At 41.6% G+C, this 18,285-nt stretch carries 17 protein-coding genes; 14 read left to right on the forward strand and 3 right to left on the reverse strand.

Annotated features, from left to right (window positions below; translation table 11 throughout):
• Nucleotides 1–106 precede the first annotated feature (106 nt).
• Nucleotides 107–3,448, reverse strand: coding sequence for a ribonuclease E (gene rne, locus CIK00_RS11545; protein WP_101769011.1), 3,342 nt, complete (start codon nt 3,446–3,448; stop codon nt 107–109).
• Between the two features lie 438 nt (nt 3,449–3,886).
• Between rne and rluC the strand changes: the two genes are divergently transcribed.
• Nucleotides 3,887–4,831 (forward strand): 23S rRNA pseudouridine(955/2504/2580) synthase RluC, encoded by a 945-nt coding sequence (gene rluC, locus CIK00_RS11550; protein WP_101769012.1) that lies wholly within the window; start codon nt 3,887–3,889, stop codon nt 4,829–4,831.
• A 74-nt stretch (nt 4,832–4,905) separates the two neighbouring features.
• Here rluC and CIK00_RS11555 read toward each other — a convergent pair whose 3' ends face one another.
• Entirely contained in the window at nt 4,906–5,487 is a 582-nt protein-coding gene (locus CIK00_RS11555; RefSeq protein ID WP_101769013.1) for a Maf family protein, read from the reverse strand.
• 391 nt (nt 5,488–5,878) lie between these two features.
• Here CIK00_RS11555 and yceD point away from each other — a divergent pair, with 391 nt between their 5' ends.
• The 13 genes from yceD (at nt 5,879) to CIK00_RS11620 (ending at nt 16,488) form a co-directional block, all read left to right on the forward strand.
• Nucleotides 5,879–6,397 carry a 23S rRNA accumulation protein YceD gene (yceD, locus tag CIK00_RS11560; protein ID WP_101769014.1) on the forward strand — a complete coding sequence of 173 codons (519 nt, stop codon included), beginning with the start codon at nt 5,879–5,881 and terminating at the stop codon, nt 6,395–6,397.
• A gap of 20 nt (nt 6,398–6,417) precedes the next feature.
• A complete protein-coding gene (gene rpmF, locus CIK00_RS11565; RefSeq protein ID WP_101769015.1) occupies nt 6,418–6,588 on the forward strand; it encodes a 50S ribosomal protein L32 in 171 nt (56 codons plus the stop codon).
• A gap of 12 nt (nt 6,589–6,600) precedes the next feature.
• Nucleotides 6,601–7,623: a phosphate acyltransferase PlsX gene (plsX, locus tag CIK00_RS11570; RefSeq protein WP_101769016.1), complete on the forward strand. Its 1,023-nt coding sequence runs from the start codon at nt 6,601–6,603 to the stop codon at nt 7,621–7,623.
• Between the two features lie 5 nt (nt 7,624–7,628).
• On the forward strand, nt 7,629–8,585 hold the full coding sequence (locus tag CIK00_RS11575) for a beta-ketoacyl-ACP synthase III (protein ID WP_101769017.1): 957 nt from the start codon (nt 7,629–7,631) through the stop codon (nt 8,583–8,585).
• Nucleotides 8,586–8,719: 134 nt separating this feature from the next.
• Complete coding sequence (fabD, locus tag CIK00_RS11580; RefSeq protein ID WP_101769018.1) at nt 8,720–9,649, forward strand: ACP S-malonyltransferase; 930 nt, start codon at nt 8,720–8,722, stop codon at nt 9,647–9,649.
• Between the two features lie 24 nt (nt 9,650–9,673).
• A complete protein-coding gene (gene fabG, locus CIK00_RS11585) occupies nt 9,674–10,408 on the forward strand; it encodes a 3-oxoacyl-ACP reductase FabG (protein WP_101769019.1) in 735 nt (244 codons plus the stop codon).
• 158 nt (nt 10,409–10,566) lie between these two features.
• Nucleotides 10,567–10,800: an acyl carrier protein gene (gene acpP / locus CIK00_RS11590; RefSeq protein WP_101769020.1), complete on the forward strand. Its 234-nt coding sequence runs from the start codon at nt 10,567–10,569 to the stop codon at nt 10,798–10,800.
• An 88-nt stretch (nt 10,801–10,888) separates the two neighbouring features.
• Nucleotides 10,889–12,127: a beta-ketoacyl-ACP synthase II gene (gene fabF, locus CIK00_RS11595; RefSeq protein ID WP_101769021.1), complete on the forward strand. Its 1,239-nt coding sequence runs from the start codon at nt 10,889–10,891 to the stop codon at nt 12,125–12,127.
• A gap of 105 nt (nt 12,128–12,232) precedes the next feature.
• A complete protein-coding gene (pabC, locus tag CIK00_RS11600) occupies nt 12,233–13,042 on the forward strand; it encodes an aminodeoxychorismate lyase (RefSeq protein WP_101769022.1) in 810 nt (269 codons plus the stop codon).
• Entirely contained in the window at nt 13,036–14,052 is a 1,017-nt protein-coding gene (gene mltG / locus CIK00_RS11605) for an endolytic transglycosylase MltG (RefSeq protein ID WP_101769023.1), read from the forward strand. Before pabC ends, mltG begins: the two co-directional genes overlap by 7 nt.
• Nucleotides 14,049–14,678 carry a dTMP kinase gene (tmk, locus tag CIK00_RS11610; protein ID WP_101769024.1) on the forward strand — a complete coding sequence of 210 codons (630 nt, stop codon included), beginning with the start codon at nt 14,049–14,051 and terminating at the stop codon, nt 14,676–14,678. The genes mltG and tmk overlap by 4 nt, the downstream gene beginning before the upstream one ends.
• Before the next feature lie 2 nt (nt 14,679–14,680).
• Nucleotides 14,681–15,643, forward strand: a complete 963-nt coding sequence (gene holB / locus CIK00_RS11615; RefSeq protein WP_101769025.1) for a DNA polymerase III subunit delta' — start codon at nt 14,681–14,683, stop codon at nt 15,641–15,643.
• Between the two features lie 68 nt (nt 15,644–15,711).
• Nucleotides 15,712–16,488, forward strand: coding sequence for a TatD family hydrolase (locus CIK00_RS11620; protein WP_101769026.1), 777 nt, complete (start codon nt 15,712–15,714; stop codon nt 16,486–16,488).
• Nucleotides 16,489–17,511: 1,023 nt separating this feature from the next.
• Here CIK00_RS11620 and CIK00_RS11630 read toward each other — a convergent pair.
• A complete protein-coding gene (locus CIK00_RS11630; protein WP_101769027.1) occupies nt 17,512–18,081 on the reverse strand; it encodes a hypothetical protein in 570 nt (189 codons plus the stop codon).
• Nucleotides 18,082–18,285 lie beyond the last annotated feature (204 nt).

Raw genomic sequence — 18,285 nt, forward strand, 5'->3', positions numbered from 1 at the left:
AGTTAAACCATGAAAATGTTAAATTTTGTGGTTATTTCTGACTCAAAAAGCGGTGATAAAAAAAGCCATGCAGATGCATGGCTTTTTATTAGCAGTTTACACTAACTTAGTCAAAAGATGGCTTAGTCATTGGTGCTGCTGCTGTGCTAGTTGCTGTTTGGCTACCTGCAGAGCGTGTTGTTACACGTTCGCGTAATGGTGCCGCTTCAACGTGAACTTTTACAGCTGTTTCTACAGGTGCTGGTGCTTTAGTCATTGCCGCTACCGCATGGAAACCACGTGGAGAGGTTGCTGTTACTACAACAGCTTCAGTGACAATTTTTGTCATTGGTGCTGATGCTGCTTTAACAACGGGTGCTTCAACAACTGGCGTTTCAACAACTGGCGTTTCAACAACTGGTGCTTCAACAACAGGTGCTTCAACAACTGGTGCTTCAACAACGGGCGTTTCAACAACTGGCGTTTCAACAACTGGCGTTTCAACAACTGGCGTTTCAACAACTGGCGTTTCAACAACTGGCGCTGAACGTAATGGGAATGCTTTACCCATTGCAAGTTCTGGCATCGCAACACCACCTAAAGTAGGTTGTGATACAACGACTTCAGGTAATGCTTGGGCGATTGTTGGTTGATGAGCTTGCTCAGTAATAACATCTACTACAGGCGCTTCAACTGTTGGCTTAATGTGTGACCATACTTTGCCCATTGCCATTTCTGGTGCAGCTACACCTGAGGTTGGACGCAGCGCTTGTGGTTTCTCAACAATAGAGACAACATTAACCATATCGCCAATTGTATCTGTTGCTTCAACAACCGCGAACTCAACAGCATCAGCAACGTTATAACAGCTTGGATCTTCATGCTGCTCATAATCTTGCTTTTCAACACGGGTATCACGAATACGGCGACGGCGTTGACCGCTAGCGCGTAGGTGGCGTGGTGAACGACGATTACGACGTTGATTGTTGTCCTGCTCATTTGTTTCTGATTGTTCATCAATCACAGATTGATCTTGAGCTGGTGTTGTTTGTGCTTCTTTTGCAATTGTTGTACCCATTTCCATTAATGGTGATGGGTTAGTGATTGCAGTGATAGCATTCGTTTCAACAATTGGTTGAGCTACAACCGCTGTTTCTACGTTGCTAGTAAAGCGGATCTTTTTCTGTAACTGACGACGTTGACGACGTTGTTTTATCTTAACGACTCTGTCTTCAGCTTCAACCGGCGCTTCAACGTGGGCTTCAACGGGAACTTCAACAACAACCGTTTCAGCTATTTTCACTTCTACTTCTTCTGATTGTTGGCGCTGTTGCTTTTGCGCTTGAATCTCTTCTTTACGAGATTGACGCGGTTGCTCTTTCACTTCTTCAGAACGAGGTTGACGTGGTTGTTTTACTGGACGTTCGGTTTGAGGTTGACGGTTTTTGTCCGTGCGCTCATTACGTTCATTGCGACGACGAGGCTGCTGACGCTGTTCGTTGTTGCGATCCTGTTGTTCAACGTTGTTGTCTTGATCACTCTCTTGGGTGTTATTACGGCGAGTGTTATCACGGTTACCTTGACGGTCATTACGACGAGTATCAGGGCGATTATCAGGACGACGGTTATTGTTGTTACGACGATTATTGTTATTTTCTTGTTCTTTTACTGGTGTTTCAACATCTGGTTTAACGGCAGTCTGTTGTTCAGTACTGTTATTAAAGAATGAAGAAATTGCAGCAAAAAGACGATTAAATAGGGTTGGTGCTTGAGCAATAATCGTTTGTGCGCTTAGTGTTGATTGTCGTGTTGGTTGTACTTCTGGTACTTCTGGTGCAGCTGTCACAGGAGCGGGTTGTTTAGGCGCTGCGAAACCGTGTAGAACAGGTTCTTCACGTTTTCTGGTTGTACGCTCTTGTTGTGGAGCTTCAGTTGCTTCCGCTTCTCTTAATGCATCAATAACATTAGGAAGATGGTATGAAAGCGTCTCTTGCTCTTCACCTTCACGGATACGTAACACTTCAAAGTGTGGTGTTTCCATGTCAGGGTTTGGCACAATAACAACATGCACATTGTGGTATTTCTCAATGTGTTGTACTGCTGCACGTTTTTCGTTTAGTAAGTAAGAAGCAACAGGCACAGGTACAATTGCAACAACTTGTGAACTGTTATCTTTTAATGCTTCTTCTTCGATTAAACGCAGGATAGAGAGTGATAGTGATTCATTATCACGTACAACACCTGTACCTGTACAACGTGGACAAACGTGGTGGCTTGCTTCTGCTAAAGATGGGCTTAAACGTTGACGAGACATTTCAAGCAAACCAAAGCGAGAGATACGACCAATTTGTACACGTGCGCGGTCAACACGAACGGCTTCACGTAAACGGTTTTCTACTTCACGTTGGTGACGAACAGGTGTCATATCAATGAAATCGATAACCACAAGACCACCAAGATCACGAAGACGTAATTGACGTGCAATTTCATCTGCGGCTTCTAGGTTAGTTTGTAGTGCGGTTTCTTCAATATCGCCACCCTTTGTTGCACGGGCAGAGTTGATATCAATTGACGTTAGTGCTTCTGTTGGATCGATAACGACTGAGCCACCTGAAGGTAAACGAACTTCACGCTGGAACGCAGAGTCAATTTGGCTTTCAATTTGGTAGTGGCTGAATAGTGGTACTTCACCGTCATAACGTTTAATACGCGATAAGAAATCAGGGCGAATTAATTTGATATGCTCACGTGCGCGCTCAAATATTTGTGGGCTATCGATAAGAATTTCACCGATATCACGACGTAGATAATCACGAATAGCACGTGCAATAACATTACTTTCTTGGTGGATCAAGAACGGAGCTGCTTGAGATTCAGAAGCTTCTTTCACTGCACTCCAGTGATTAAGAAGAACGTTTAAATCCCACTCAAGCTCTTCACCTGATTTACCCACACCAGCAGTACGTACAATCAGACCCATGCCATGAGGCAGTTCTAATGTACTTAATGCCGCTTTAAGTTGAGTTCGTTCTTCACCTTCGATACGACGAGAAATACCGCCAGCACGAGGGTTATTAGGCATTAATACTAAGTAGCTACCAGCCAATGAGATAAAGGTTGTTAGTGCGGCACCTTTATTGCCCCGCTCTTCTTTATCAACTTGGACGATAACTTCTTGGCCTTCTTTCAAGACTTCCTTAATGTTAGGACGACCTTGATAAGAATAATTTGATGGGAAGTAATCTTTAGCGACTTCTTTTAAAGGTAAGAAGCCATGGCGTTCTGCACCGTAATCAACGAACGCAGCTTCCAGGCTTGGTTCGATACGTGTGATACGGCCTTTGTAGATATTTGCTTTTTTAGATTCGTGACCTGGGCTTTCGATATCAAGATCAAATAGCTTTTGGCCATCAACTAATGCGACGCGCAACTCTTCCTTCTGAGTTGCGTTAATCAACATTCTTTTCATTATATTGTACTCATTATTGTTGTTGTATTAGCGCCGCTAATTACATCAAATATTTGATGGTGCCTGACTCCAAGTCTGATGTACGGGTGCAACCTCACGGTTGGAATGCAGGAGTGCTCTATGGCCACACGTATTAGCCAACTATGTAAGAGATTGTTAGATCTGAAACACACAGCTGGTATCACCACATCGAGGTGTGGTTGTATCTGTTACATCAAAAAAATCTGTAATCTAACGCACTAAAAAAAACTCCGGTAACCATAACGTCTTACGCCACGTGCTGCGTTTATCACCTGAGTTGTATATAAAATAGCCGAAATGATGAGAGCATGCTCACCTTGTCAGTAAAATAAGCAAAAAAACTTATTCTAGAATGCAATCATAGCAGGCTCACTTTTTTGCGGCAATCTGCTTTATTTGCATGGTACAATCAAATTTATGACAGAAGATAAACCTAAAGTGCAATTCATCGATATTACTGATGATTTTGCTGGCCAACGGATCGATAATTTTCTCCGTGCTAGGCTTAAAAATGTACCAAAAAGTATGATTTACCGTATTTTGCGTAAAGGCGAGGTGCGAGTAAACAAAAAACGTATTAAACCTGAATATAAATTGCAAGATGGTGATCTCGTACGTGTCCCACCGGTTTTTGTTTCTGAAAAAGAGGAACAAGCACCGATTAGCACTAAACTTCATAAAGTCGCTGAACTTGAATCATGCATTATCTATGAAGATGATCATGTTTTAATTTTGAATAAGCCTTCGGGCACTGCCGTTCACGGTGGTAGTGGTTTGAAGTTTGGTGTGATTGAGGCGTTACGTGCATTACGACCTGATGCTCGATATCTTGAATTAGTACACCGTATTGACCGAGATACCTCTGGCATTTTGTTGATAGCGAAGAAACGTTCAGCGTTACGTAAGCTACAAGAGCAATTTAGAGAAAAAACGGTTCAGAAATATTATTTTGCCTTAGTGATGGGGGAATGGAAGGCAAACTGTAAGAGAGTCAATGCACCGCTATTAAAAAATGAAGTAAATAGTATTGTGCGTGTTAACTCTCAAGGTAAGGCATCAGATACACGCTTTAAAGTCCTTGAACGTTTCGCACAAGCAACGTTAGTACAAGCTAGTCCTGTAACCGGACGTACTCACCAAATCCGTGTGCATTGTCAATATGAAGGTCACCCTATTGCTTGGGATGATCGTTATGGCGACCCACGTTTTGATGCTTATACTAAAAAAACGGGTTTAGGACGATTGTTCTTACATGCGGCAAACATTAGATTTACCCATCCAAGTACGGATGAGTTTATGGATATTAGTGCGCCGATGGAACCTGTATTAGAACGTTGTTTGGAAAAGCTACGTACTTTTTAATTGCTGTTGAAAATATTAAGGCGAGCATTAAGCTCGCCTTTTTTATGCTTTATTTTCGTAATGCAGATCTTGGCTTATAAAACAGTGATATGTTCATTGGCCAGCATTTCTCGTAAGGCAATAAGCGGTAATCCCACCAAAGTATTTGGATCGCGTCCTTCTAACTTATTAAATAACGCAATGCCTAAACCTTCACTTTTAAAACTACCAGCACAGTAAAGCGGTTGTTCTTTAGTGACGTAATGTGCAATTTCATTATTAGTTAAGGTTCTAAAATGGACGTGGAAAGGTTCACAAATTACTTGGGCTATTTGTGTTTGTGCATTATATAAACACAAGCCTGTATAAAAAGTGATGACTTTACCACTGGCTGCGCGTAGCTGAGCACAAGCGTTCGCTTCGGTATGCGGTTTACCTAAAATGTCACCATCAATGACACATACTTGGTCTGAACCTATAATAAGGTGATGAGGATGCGATTCTGCGCAAGCTTGTGCTTTTGCTTGAGCTAATCGCTTTACTAAGGTTGTTGCTGACTCATTATCAAGTCTGGCTTCATTAACATTAGGGTTTGCTGTCGTAAAAGGTAGCTGAAGTTTTTCAAGTAGGCTTTTACGAAATGGCGAAGTAGATGCAAGAACAAGTGGTTGATTCATAAGCTATGATGAGTTATCTAAAGGAAAAAGTAGTATGAGTGTACTCATCGTCGTTATTCAAAGCCAGTAAGCCTATTTATTGATTGTTTTAATTTCAATGCAGACAGACGATGTTATCGTTACAGCACAATGGTATTATAAAGCGTAATTATTGATTTGAATTCCAACAAAGTTGTTATTGGTTAGCATTTGAACAATGATTGAGTGATCTTTCATCATTTTATCAGCAATCGTCAAGTGATTGAGTGATGGAGAAATAAAAACTTTTTAATGAGGAGAGGGAGTGAATGTTGAATGAATTTTCATGGCAGCATGAGAATTTTTCAAAAGCTGTTAATTCGGGCACATTTCCTTTGACTCAACCAGACTATAAGGCTAGTATTCGCGCCCTATGCAAAAGGTAAAATTGCCGATAAAGGTAGATCCAGTACGCACTGCACAGAAAAGACTCGACTATGATGGCATCATCAAAGCTGATCTTCTGTCCCGTTTAGCTGGCTCAACCCAGAGCGTAATAAGTGATGCAAACGTCAGCTTGTCTTTTGACCTTGATCAACGTCGTATTCCTTTTATTCGCGGAAACGCAAATATAGATGTGATGTTGACCTGTCAGCGATGTCAGGGAGAATTTCCACACACACTTAGTGTTGAATTCTGTTATAGTCCAGTTCGTGACGAAGAGGCTATTGACAAGTTACCGGAAGCCTATGAGCCGACAATTGTCGATGAAAATGGCGAGATTAATCTAATTGAACTCATCGAAGATGAATTGATGTTAGAGTTACCACAAGTTGCAAGACATGATGATGACGATTGTAAGATCGGCACTTATAACTTGTCTTTTGGTGATATCCCCGTTGCTAATGAGCGTCCGAATCCGTTTGCAGTATTAAAAAATCTTAAAAGTTAAATTTAACAGGAGTAGGGTTAATGGCCGTACAAAAGAGCAAAAAATCACGTGCAGCACGTGGTATGCGTCGTTCACATGATGCACTAACTACAGCAGCAGTATCTGTAGATTCAGTATCAGGTGAAACTCACCTACGTCACCATGTGACAGCTGACGGTTTCTACCGTGGCCGTAAGGTTATCAACAAGTAAGGTTGAACCTTAATGGGTCTTACCGTTGCACTTGATGCAATGGGCGGGGATTTCGGTCCTCAAGTAACAGTGCCTGCCGCCGTGCAGGCACTGTTACATTCGCCTGAGCTCAAACTCATTCTATTTGGTGATATTAGTGCTATCACTACCCAGTTAACACTTCTTAATAAGCTCAATCATCCTCGATTGTCTATCGTACATTGCGATAATGTTATAGCTAATGAAACTCGTCCATCACAAGCATTACGTCATAGTAAAGGTTCTTCAATGCGTATGGCTCTAGAAGCTGTTGCCGCAGGAGATGCTGACGCTTGTGTTAGTGCTGGTAATACGGGGGCATTAATGGCTTTATCTCGTTATGTACTGAAACAACTTCCCGGTGTTGAACGTCCTGCTTTAATTTCAGAAATTCCTAATCGCCACGCTAACCATACTTGGTTACTCGATCTAGGCGCAAATGTTTCCTGTGATGCAGATACCTTGTTTCAATTTGCTGTTATGGGATCGGTTGTTGCTGAACAAACATTAGGCACATCACCACGGGTTGCATTACTTAATATTGGCGAAGAAGCCATTAAAGGCAATGACCTGGTGAAACGTTGTGCTGAAATGTTGACTGAATCTCCTGATATTAATTACATTGGTTATATTGAAGGTCATCAATTATATTCAGATAAAGCGGATGTGATTGTGTGTGATGGTTTTGTCGGAAATGTAAGTTTAAAAACCAGTGAAGGGGTAGCTAACCTATTCATTGATTGTATTAAACGCAATATTGGACGTAACCCATTTAAGCGCTTAATTGCTAAATGGCTATTTCGTGAGCTGTTTAATAGTTTACAACAATTGAACCCCGACCAGTATAATGGCGCAAGTCTGTTAGGATTACGCGGTATTGTAGTGAAAAGCCATGGAAGTGCTGATACCACAGCTTTGGAGAATGCCATAAGCCAAGCGGTTTATGAGATTAAACGCCAAATACCGATGAAAATCAGTGACCGTCTGGAAGAGGTCTTATTAGAGAGGCATTATTAGTCTTCATGTATAGCAAAATTTTAGGAACTGGCAGCTATTTGCCAACACAAGTTCGCACCAATGCGGATTTAGAAAAAATGATAGATACTAGCGATGAGTGGATCGTTGCTCGTACTGGTATTCGTGAGCGTCGAATTTCATCCGCTGACGAAACGGTTGCCGTGATGGGTTACCATGCTTCTTTAAACGCGATTGAAATGGCGGGTATCAATAAAGAAGATATTGATCTTATTATTGTTGCAACGTCTAGTGCAAGCCACTCATTCCCGTCGGCTGCTTGCCAAGTGCAAGGTATGTTAGATATTAAAGGCTGTCCTGCTTTTGATCTATCTGCGGCATGTACTGGTTTTGTGTACGCATTAAGTGTCGCTGATCAGCATATCAAAACGGGCATGGCAAAAAATGTATTAGTGATTGGATCTGATGCGCTTTCTCGTCATTGTGATCCTAAAGATCGTTCAACCATTATCTTATTTGGTGATGCGGCGGGTGCGGTCGTTCTTGGCGCAAGTGAAGAACAAGGTATCATTTCAACACATTTATATGCTGATGGTCATTTTGGTGGCTTATTAAGCCTTGCTGTGCCAGAGCATGATAAAGATTTTGATGCTAATACTTGGCTTTATATGGCAGGTAATGAAGTATTTAAAGTAGCAGTTACTCAACTGTCTAACTTAGTGAAAAATACGCTTATTGCCAATAATATGGATAAATCTGAACTTGATTGGTTAGTGCCACATCAAGCGAATATGCGTATTATTTCAGCCACAGCGAAAAAATTATCAATGTCGATGGATCAAGTGGTTGTCACACTGGATCGTCATGGTAACACCTCTTCAGCAACTGTACCGACTGCGTTAGATGAAGCAGTGCGTGATGGCCGTATTCAACGTGGTCAAACGTTATTATTAGAAGCGTTTGGTGGTGGTTTCACATGGGGCTCTGCACTAGTGAAATTTTAAACTGACTCACCATTGGGTTTAGTTTACGCGTTAAAAGAATTTTGCGATAAGGCAGACGGTGCATATAGTTAACGCTGTCTTATTAGCCTATTAATTTACTGAACGATCAGTATATAAAGAATAAGGATTCTCAAATGTCTAAGTTCGCGATTGTTTTCCCTGGACAGGGTTCTCAAACTGTTGGCATGCTTGCTGATTTAGCAGAGCAATTTGATGTGGTTAAGCAGACGTTTGCTGAAGCTTCTGATGCTTTAGGGTATGATCTTTGGGCGTTAGTTCAAAATGGTCCCGTTGAAGATTTAAACCAAACTCAGCGTACACAGCCTGCATTATTAACCGCATCTGTAGCGATTTGGCGTGTATGGCAACAACAAGGTGGTGAACAACCTGTTGTTTTAGCTGGACATAGCTTGGGTGAATATTCAGCACTTGTATGTGCTGGTGTGATTGATTTCCAAGCAGCAGTTAAGTTAGTTGAACTTCGTGGTAAACTAATGCAACAGGCCGTTCCAGCAGGTGTTGGTGCAATGTCTGCAATTATTGGTTTAGATAACGATGCGATTGCCGCAGCATGTGCACAAGCCGCTGAAGATCAAGTGTGTTCTCCTGTTAACTTTAACTCGCCAGGTCAAGTGGTTATTGCGGGCAACAAAGAAGCAGTAGAGCGTGCCAATGTATTGTGTAAAGAAGCCGGAGCTAAGCGTGCATTACCATTGCCAGTTTCTGTTCCTTCACACTGTGCGTTAATGAAGCCTGCGGCGGATAAACTTGCTATCGCATTAGAAGGCTTAGCATTTAGTGCGCCGACTGTGCCTGTAATTAATAATGCAGACGTAGCGACTGAGATTGATCCTGTTGCAATTAAATTGGCACTTGTTAAGCAATTATACAATCCAGTTCGTTGGACTGAGTCAGTTGAGCGTATGGCATCTGAAGGCGTTGAAGAATTGCTAGAAATGGGGCCGGGTAAAGTATTAACTGGTCTTACCAAGCGTATTGATCGTGCTCTTAGCAGCCAAGCCGTAAATGATGTAGCATCATTAACCGCAGCATTAGCAAAGTAATTAAGCTTAGAAAGAGGATTTACAATGAGTCTGGAAGGTAAAATTGCACTAGTTACAGGTGCGAGTCGTGGTATCGGTCGTGCAATTGCTGAAATTTTGGCTGAGCGTGGCGCAACTGTAATCGGTACGGCAACATCTGAAAGCGGTGCTGATGCTATTAGTGCGTATCTTGGCGATCACGGTAAAGGTTTTGAATTAAACGTAACCTCACCAGAGTCAATTGAAGTCACATTAAAGCAAATTAAAGAACAATATGGCGATATTGACATTCTTGTTAATAACGCCGGTATTACTCGTGATAATCTACTCATGCGTATGAAAGAAGACGAATGGCAAGATGTTATGAATACCAACCTTACATCGATTTTCCGCCTGTCTAAAGCAGTGTTGCGTGCTATGATGAAAAAACGTCATGGTCGTATTATTAGTATTGGCTCTGTTGTTGGTACTATGGGTAACGCTGGACAAACAAACTATGCAGCTGCTAAAGCAGGTTTGCTTGGTTTTACAAAATCGATGGCACGCGAAGTTGCTTCTCGTGGAATCACCGTTAACGCAGTTGCACCCGGTTTTATTGAAACGGATATGACAAAAGCGCTAAATGATGATCAACGTGCTGCAACGTTAGCAAATGTTCCTGCTGGTCGTTTAGGCGATCCGCGTGAAATAGCAGCGGCTGTTGCTTTTTTAGCCTCTGATGAAGCTGCTTATATAACGGGCGAAACATTGCACGTTAATGGCGGCATGTATATGATTTAAGCAAATTTGTTGTAATACTTCATGATTCAAGTCAAATTGAACTATTTTTCTGGTTAAATCGTGGTTTGACCAGCATTATGAGTGTTGCAACTTTTGCTGTAATGCATAAACTACAACAAATCGCATTAGCGAATTCTTGTTAAAGGAAATATATTAGTATGAGCAACATCGAAGAACGCGTAAGAAAAATCATCATTGAGCAACTAGGCGTAGACGAAGCAGAAGTTAAAAACGAAGCATCTTTCGTTGACGATCTAGGTGCTGATTCTCTAGATACAGTTGAACTAGTAATGGCTCTTGAAGAAGAATTCGATACTGAAATCCCTGACGAAGAAGCTGAAAAAATTACTACTGTTCAATCTGCAATCGACTACGTAAACAGCGCACAGTAATATAAAAATGAATATTTCCAGGCGGTCATTATGACCGCCTGTTTTTTTTCACTTCCTGTTATATCCTCAATTCCCGGAGAAATTAATCGTGTCTAAGCGTCGTGTAGTTGTAACTGGCATGGGTATGCTTACCCCGGTTGGTAATTCTGTTGAATCTTCTTGGAAAGCTTTACAGTCTGGCACCAGTGGTATCAGTACCATTCAACATTTTGATGCAAGCGCCTTTGCTACTCAATTTGCCGGAATGATCAAAGATTTCAATTGCGAAGATTACATGTCTCGAAAAGATGCTCGCAAAATGGATTTATTTATCCAGTATGGCGTAGCAGCTGGCGTACAAGCATTCAAAGATTCTGGTTTTGAAGTTACTGAAGAAAATGCACCACGTATTGGTGTTGCTATTGGTTCTGGTATTGGTGGTTTAGGTTTAATTGAAGCTGGCCATCAAACATTGATCGACAAAGGACCACGTAAAATTAGTCCGTTCTTTGTACCATCAACAATTGTTAATATGATCGCAGGCCACATGTCTATCATGTACGGTCTACGTGGTCCAAATATCGCTATCTCTACAGCGTGTACGACGGGCCTTCATAACATTGGCCATGCTGCACGTATGATTGCATACGGTGATGCTGACGCAATGCTAGCGGGTGGTGCAGAAAAAGCATCAACAGAACTAGGCATGGCGGGTTTCGCTGCTGCAAAAGCATTATCAACACGTAATGATGATCCCCAAGCGGCTTCTCGTCCATGGGACAAAGATCGCGATGGTTTTGTATTAGGTGATGGTGCTGGTGTGATTGTGCTAGAAGAGTACGAACACGCTAAAGCTCGTGGCGCTAAAATTTATGCAGAGCTTGTTGGTTTTGGTATGAGTGGTGATGCTTACCATATGACGTCACCAAGTGCAGACGGTTCTGGTGGTGCATTAGCGATGGAAGCTTGTATTCGCGATGCGGGTATCAATGCTGATAAGATTGGCTACATCAATGCCCACGGCACATCAACACCTGCTGGTGATAAAGCTGAAACATTAAGCATTAAACGCGCACTAGGTGCTGCGGCTGACAATGTGATGGTTTCATCAACTAAATCAATGACAGGTCACCTATTAGGTGCTGCTGGCTCTGTTGAATCAATCATTACTATTCTAAGTTTGATTGATCAAGTTGTACCACCAACAATTAACTTGGATAACCCAGGTGAAGGTTGTGATCTTGATTATGTTCCAGGTGAAGCGCGTCAAGCTAATCTAGAATACGCATTATGTAACTCATTCGGTTTTGGTGGCACTAACGGTTCGTTATTGTTTAAGAAAATTTAATTCGCTTATTTGCGTATTGAGTAATAAGTGCCATAAACTGATATGATTAAGTAGCCTGATATTTCGATATCGGGCTATTTTTTTATCTGTTAAAAGGAAGACGCAATGGCCTCAGTGAATGGTCGCGAACAACAGGTGCTTGCCATTACAGATAGAGCGACCCTGTATGGCGATGGTTGCTTTACAACAATGTTAGTTGAGCAACAATGTGTTCAGTTATGGCCATTGCATTTAGCTCGTTTAGAGGTGAGTCTGCAACGGTTAGCGATTACAGCACCGAATTGGCAGCAGGTATATACTGATGTAGTCGCGCTAGCATTACACTATCCTCATAAGGGTGGAATAAAAATATTAATTAGCCGTGGTAGTGGTGGGCGAGGGTATAATCCAAGTGGCTGTAATGATACTCAAGTAATTATTACCCATTTTAAATGGCCACAGCATTACCAGCAATGGCAACAGCAAGGGGTTACATTAGGCGTATGTCAGCAGCGAATGGGGAATAGCCCAATGCTTGCTGGGATGAAGCATTTAAATCGCCTTGAACAAGTGTTATTAAAACAAGAAATTGAACAAGCAGGTTGGGTTGATGCGATTGCACTTGATGGTGACAATCGAGTTATTGAAACCACGGTGGCCAATCTGTTTTGGCGTAAAGGCAATACTGTATATACTCCAGCGCTACAGCGTGCAGGCGTTGCAGGGGTGATGCGTCAACATGTCCTCGATATACTTGATGAGCTTAATTATGACTATCAAGTAGGGGATTTTGATCTGACGGCTGTATTTGCTGCTGATGAAGTTTTTATGACTAATGCATTGATGGCGTTAGTACCTGTTAATCAAATACAAACTACACAATATTGTGAACGTACAATGTTCAAAACACTATGGAAGAGGTTACATTCGTGCTAAAGAAGTTGATTATTGTGATTTTTCTGTTGGGCTTGTTAATGGCTGGCGTGGCAGGTTGGAGTTTTTTTCAAGTAAAATCGGCGCTTGATAAGCCAGTGCTGATTGAACAACAAACATTTATTACCGTGAAATCAGGCACCTCTTTTCGTGGGTTATTAACACAATTAAGTAATGAAAAAATTGTCACCTTATCGCCATGGCTGCGCTGGGTGGGGTATTTAGAGCCAGCATTGACGAATATTAAAGCGGGTACTTATGCGATTGAACCTCAAGCAACATTGCATTCAGTATTAACAATGATCACCGAAGGTAAAGAATACCAATATGCGATCACGCTGGTGGACGGTGAGCGTTTTAGTGAATGGCGACAATTATTGCAAGCTGATCCGCATTTGATCCATACAACTGACAATATGACTCAAGCACAAATTAGCACCGCGGTTGGGATCGAGAATGATAAAATTGAAGGCTATTTTTTGCCAAACACTTATCATTTTACCGCTGGCACGAGTGATATAAGTATTTTAAAACGTGCACATGTTGCGATGATGAAAGAACTGGATCTTGCATGGCAGCAACGCGCTAAAGATACCCCATTAAAAACGCCTTACCAAGCATTGATTATGGCATCGATCATCGAAAAAGAAACCGCTGTGGCGAGAGAGCGTGGTTTAGTAGCATCGGTATTTATGAATCGCTTACGTGCCAATATGCCATTACAAACTGATCCTACGGTGATCTACGGTATGGGTGATAAGTATGATGGCAATATTACTAAAAAAGATTTGCGCACTCCAACCGCTTACAACACTTATACCATGCGTGGTTTGCCGCCAACACCGATAGCCATGCCAAATAAAGCTTCTATTATGGCCGCGGTTGATCCGGACGACAGTGATTATTATTATTTTGTCGCGGATGGTAAAGGCGGTCACAAATTTTCAACTACGTTAGTCGAGCACAACCGCGCGGTTCGTGCCTATCTCAAAATATTAAGAACACAGAAATGATCGGTAAATTTATTGTCATCGAAGGCCTTGAAGGGGCTGGTAAAAGTACAGCGATAGCACAAGTTATAGCAACATTAGCTCAATATGGTATTGCAAACCCACAATCGACACGTGAACCTGGCGGCACACCGCTGGCAGAACAAATGCGCGCTTTAGTTAAGCAAGGTCATCCTGATGAGCCATTAACGGATATGGCAGAATTGCTGTTGTTATATGCAGCTCGAATTCAGTTAGTTGATAATGTAATAAAGCCAGCTTTAGCCGAAGGGCGTTGGGTCGTTGGTGATCGCCATGATATGTCATCACAGGCTTATCAAGGCGGTGGTCGTGGTTTTGATCAAGCATTGATGGAAAACTTGCGTGATACGGTTCTAGGGGATTTTCGTCCTGATCTGACTATCTATATGGATATTGATCCCGTATTAGGCTTACAACGTGCTCGTGGCCGTGGTGAGCTTGATCGTATTGAACAAATGGATATTAGTTTCTTTGAACGTGCTCGTGAGCGCTTTTTAGCATTATGTAACAATCAACCCAATGTGATTATTATTGATGCTAGCCAAACCTTAGAACGCGTTACTGCCGATTTAACCCAAGCATTACAGTCTTGGTTGGAGCAACAATAATAATGATATATCCATGGCAACAAACTTTGTGGCACAACTGGCAGCAGTTGCTTGAGCAACGACGTTTACACCATGCTATTTTGTTATTAGCGGCAAAAGGTAGTGGGCGAGGTGTGTTGGCACGACAATTATCGAAAACCGTACTTTGTCAAAATGCACAAACAGAGCCTTGTGGTGTTTGTCATAGTTGCCAGTTATTTGATGCTGAAAACCATCCTGACTTTCATGTTATTAAGCCTGAACAAGATGGCAAGCAAATTGGTGTCGATGCGGTTCGTCAGTGTAACCGTTGGGCAACGGAAACCTCACATCTCAATGGTCAGCGGGTTATTTTAATTGAAGACGCTGATTCTTTGGGTGAAGCGGGTGCTAATGCGATATTAAAAACTTTAGAAGAGCCACCTGCGGGCTGCCAATTTATATTAACGGCGCAAGGTTTAGATCGGTTATTACCGACAGTGATCAGCCGTTGTAATAAATGGCGTTTAAATCCACCTGAAGAAACTAATGTCAAAAGTTGGGTTGAAAGCAAACTTCAACGATCCATTCTTTTAGAAAGTGTACGGCTTAATAATGGTGCGCCATTAGCAACGTTGTCCTTCATTGAAAGTGGATTAGATATCCGTTACGGCCATTTAGTAACAGCGTTTACTGAATTTGTACAACCGCCTCATATTGGTATTTATGATGTCGCGGCAATGTGTACTGCTGATGGTATTGTGACATTGCAATTGCTCAGTTATTTTCTGGTTGATTGTTTAAAATGGCAGCAAGGGGCAACGCAATATCTGGTACATCAAGAATCATTACCCGCCGTTGAAGCTGTCGCGACCACAATACCAACCGCATTACTGTTAGAACAAGTGCGCAATCTTAATAACTTACATCGTCAATTAGCTAAACATACAGGGCTAAATATTGAGTTGTTAGTGGTTGAGTGGTTAAGCGGATTTATTGGTAAGTAATTGTTACCATTAATGCTTTACCAGCACCGTTATGAAATGAAGCATAAGAATAAACAAGAGGAAAGCCTGTGTTAGTCGATTCACATTGTCATCTTGATAAACTTGATTATGACAAACTTCATACAGGGATTGATGATGTATTAAATAAAGCCAAGGAACGTGGCGTTGAGTATTTTCTGTCGGTCGGGGTTACATTAGCGGCTTTTCCTAAAATGATGGAAATGATCGCACCTTACGATAACGTGTTTGCATCCTGTGGTATTCATCCACTCGATGTAGAGTCAGGGTATGACTCTGAGCAGTTTAAAGCCTTTGCGCGCCATGAAAAAGTGGTTGCGATTGGTGAAACTGGGCTTGATTATCACTATCAGCCTGAGACTGCGGAATTGCAGCAAAAACTGTTCCGTGAGCAAGCACGTGTGGCGGTTGAATTAAATAAGCCGTTAATTATCCATACTCGTATGGCACGTGAAGATACTATGCGTATTTTACGTGAAGAAGGCGCAGAGAAGTGTGGTGGTGTATTACATTGCTTCACTGAAGATTTGGATATGGCATTAGCTGCGATTGAGCTAGGCTTTTATATCTCAATTTCTGGCATTGTGACGTTCAATACTGCGAGCGACTTAAAAAATGTGGTGAGTAAGTTACCGCTAGATCGCTTGTTGGTTGAAACCGATTCACCATTCTTAGCCCCAATTCCATACCGTGGTAAGCAAAACCAACCTGCTTATACCCGTGAAGTGGCTCAATATATTGCGCTATTAAAAGGCATATCTGTTGAGGAAGTGGAACAAGCCACCACTAAAAACTTCTTCACACTGTTTTCATTAGCGAAACAGTAAGACACAGTTTTGGTCTGACATTAAAGAGAAGCCTCGGCTTCTCTTTTTTTGGTTGCTGGAAAGGGGCTGGTGGTTGATGTGATATTTCTAAATGGTTGTAACACATACAATTCCCTGTGGGACATATAACAGATGTTATGTGAAATAGGTAGCGAAGTGCGTCGATATGGAATGATATCGGTGAAGTTGGTTTCAGTGTGGTCGCTTGGTGATCACATGAGTTAGCCAAAGGACTAACTTAAAAGTAGACAAAAGCAAGTTAGATTTTGTGCCCTGATGTTATCGTTTGGTATTAAATAAAATAATGATAACGCCTGCAATAAGGTGCCCCGCACTAAACCAGCAAAGCACACCGAACTTTTAACCCAAACTGCCGAGTATAACGGGTCACCTTGATTGCTTTGTTGAACGAAGCCGCTGCGCGGCAGAGTAAAGCAGACAGCGATTAAGCTACCTTTAATACTCCTTTTAATGGAGTATTTATGATGAATAACGAACAATAACAACGTTCAGATTATCTTTATGAACAACATGTTACCCACCTAACCTTGCAAGGTAAACGTCCAGCCACTATTGATGGTTATAGTCACTCACCATTTAGATAAATCACCCGATACGTTAACCACTGATGATCTCAAGCGATACTTTGCTCAACTGATTAAAACCCATTCAGAATTGATCATAATGGATTATGAATGTTATGGGTGTCCTATGTTTTTCTTTTGTCCATGCTGTCAGCATGTCATGCAATTGGCGGGTTTTTTTCGACCCAGATAAAAACGTAAAATAATAAGGATAATGGCATTAACGCGTAATAATTAAAGAGGTTCTAATTATAAATCAATGAATTAAATTGATTGGTTCACGCCAAGGATAACGCTCGACTTCTTTTCAGCATCACCCTTTATGATATTCACAATATTTACTTATATAAAGCAGCTCGGGCTTGTCCAACACTTCGGATAGGTGTCGGCTGCGCGACACATATCCTTATCTGTTATACAGTTGGTTACGCAGAGCTTCTTATAAATTTTGACTTACTTTTGCAATATAAAGACTGACATCTTCAAGCTTGCTCTTTATCTGAGTTACCTCTATACCGATTGCCATTAACTCAGCAGAAATCGTGTTAGGTTCAAAATTAATAATATTTTGTAAAACTTTATTTTCCGTGCCTTTAAAGAATGTTATTAACCCAAAAACTTCGTCTGCCATACTCTGACCACTTTCAGAAGTAACAGAGTCGAGTACGATCAAAGCATCCTGTAACTTAGCTAAACTATTAGCTAACTTGTCAGTGTGCGCTTGCACATCATTTTGACTTGGTAAAGAATCTCTCCCAAGTTGAGATGCGGCTATTAATTGCACTACAGTACGCATGTTCCAAGTATAGAAATGTTGTCTATACTTGATAATAGCCTGTTTAGCTTGAGAGACTTCAGTGAAAACTTTTTCCCAACGATTCTTCTCTTTCCAACTGTACGCCCCCCAGAACGCAGATACTGATAGGACTAGCGTACCAATTCCAGTAAGTAAGTCGCCTATATGAGCAAAATATTCAAATTTCATTTCTGGTAAAAAACGCCACAACATAGTGATGATTCCCGAGAACTGTATAACGCCGCGTTAAGTAGTGAGCAACGCTACCACGAAACCTAACCATACCACCGTAAACACAAAACCCAACGATGGAATGAAAAGTGCCATGTGTTGCGAATCACTCTTGAACAGTTTGTTGAACGAAGCTGCTGCGCGGCAGAGTAAAGCAGACTGCGATTAAGCTACCTTTAATACTCC

The sequence above is a fragment of the Photobacterium carnosum genome (assembly GCF_002849605.1).
Lineage (GTDB): Bacteria > Pseudomonadota > Gammaproteobacteria > Enterobacterales > Vibrionaceae > Photobacterium > Photobacterium carnosum.

Coding starts and splice junctions, on each gene's coding strand:
- fabD (WP_101769018.1), top strand. CDS start 8,720: ATGTCTAAGTTCGCGATTGTTTTCCCTGGACAGGGTTCTCAAACTGTT.
- CIK00_RS11630 (WP_101769027.1), bottom strand. CDS start 18,081: ATGTTGTGGCGTTTTTTACCAGAAATGAAATTTGAATATTTTGCTCAT.
- rpmF (WP_101769015.1), top strand. CDS start 6,418: ATGGCCGTACAAAAGAGCAAAAAATCACGTGCAGCACGTGGTATGCGT.
- holB (WP_101769025.1), top strand. CDS start 14,681: ATGATATATCCATGGCAACAAACTTTGTGGCACAACTGGCAGCAGTTG.
- CIK00_RS11555 (WP_101769013.1), bottom strand. CDS start 5,487: ATGAATCAACCACTTGTTCTTGCATCTACTTCGCCATTTCGTAAAAGC.
- CIK00_RS11575 (WP_101769017.1), top strand. CDS start 7,629: ATGTATAGCAAAATTTTAGGAACTGGCAGCTATTTGCCAACACAAGTT.
- acpP (WP_101769020.1), top strand. CDS start 10,567: ATGAGCAACATCGAAGAACGCGTAAGAAAAATCATCATTGAGCAACTA.
- plsX (WP_101769016.1), top strand. CDS start 6,601: ATGGGTCTTACCGTTGCACTTGATGCAATGGGCGGGGATTTCGGTCCT.
- rne (WP_101769011.1), bottom strand. CDS start 3,448: ATGAAAAGAATGTTGATTAACGCAACTCAGAAGGAAGAGTTGCGCGTC.
- rluC (WP_101769012.1), top strand. CDS start 3,887: ATGACAGAAGATAAACCTAAAGTGCAATTCATCGATATTACTGATGAT.
- tmk (WP_101769024.1), top strand. CDS start 14,049: ATGATCGGTAAATTTATTGTCATCGAAGGCCTTGAAGGGGCTGGTAAA.
- yceD (WP_101769014.1), top strand. CDS start 5,879: ATGCAAAAGGTAAAATTGCCGATAAAGGTAGATCCAGTACGCACTGCA.
- pabC (WP_101769022.1), top strand. CDS start 12,233: ATGGCCTCAGTGAATGGTCGCGAACAACAGGTGCTTGCCATTACAGAT.
- fabG (WP_101769019.1), top strand. CDS start 9,674: ATGAGTCTGGAAGGTAAAATTGCACTAGTTACAGGTGCGAGTCGTGGT.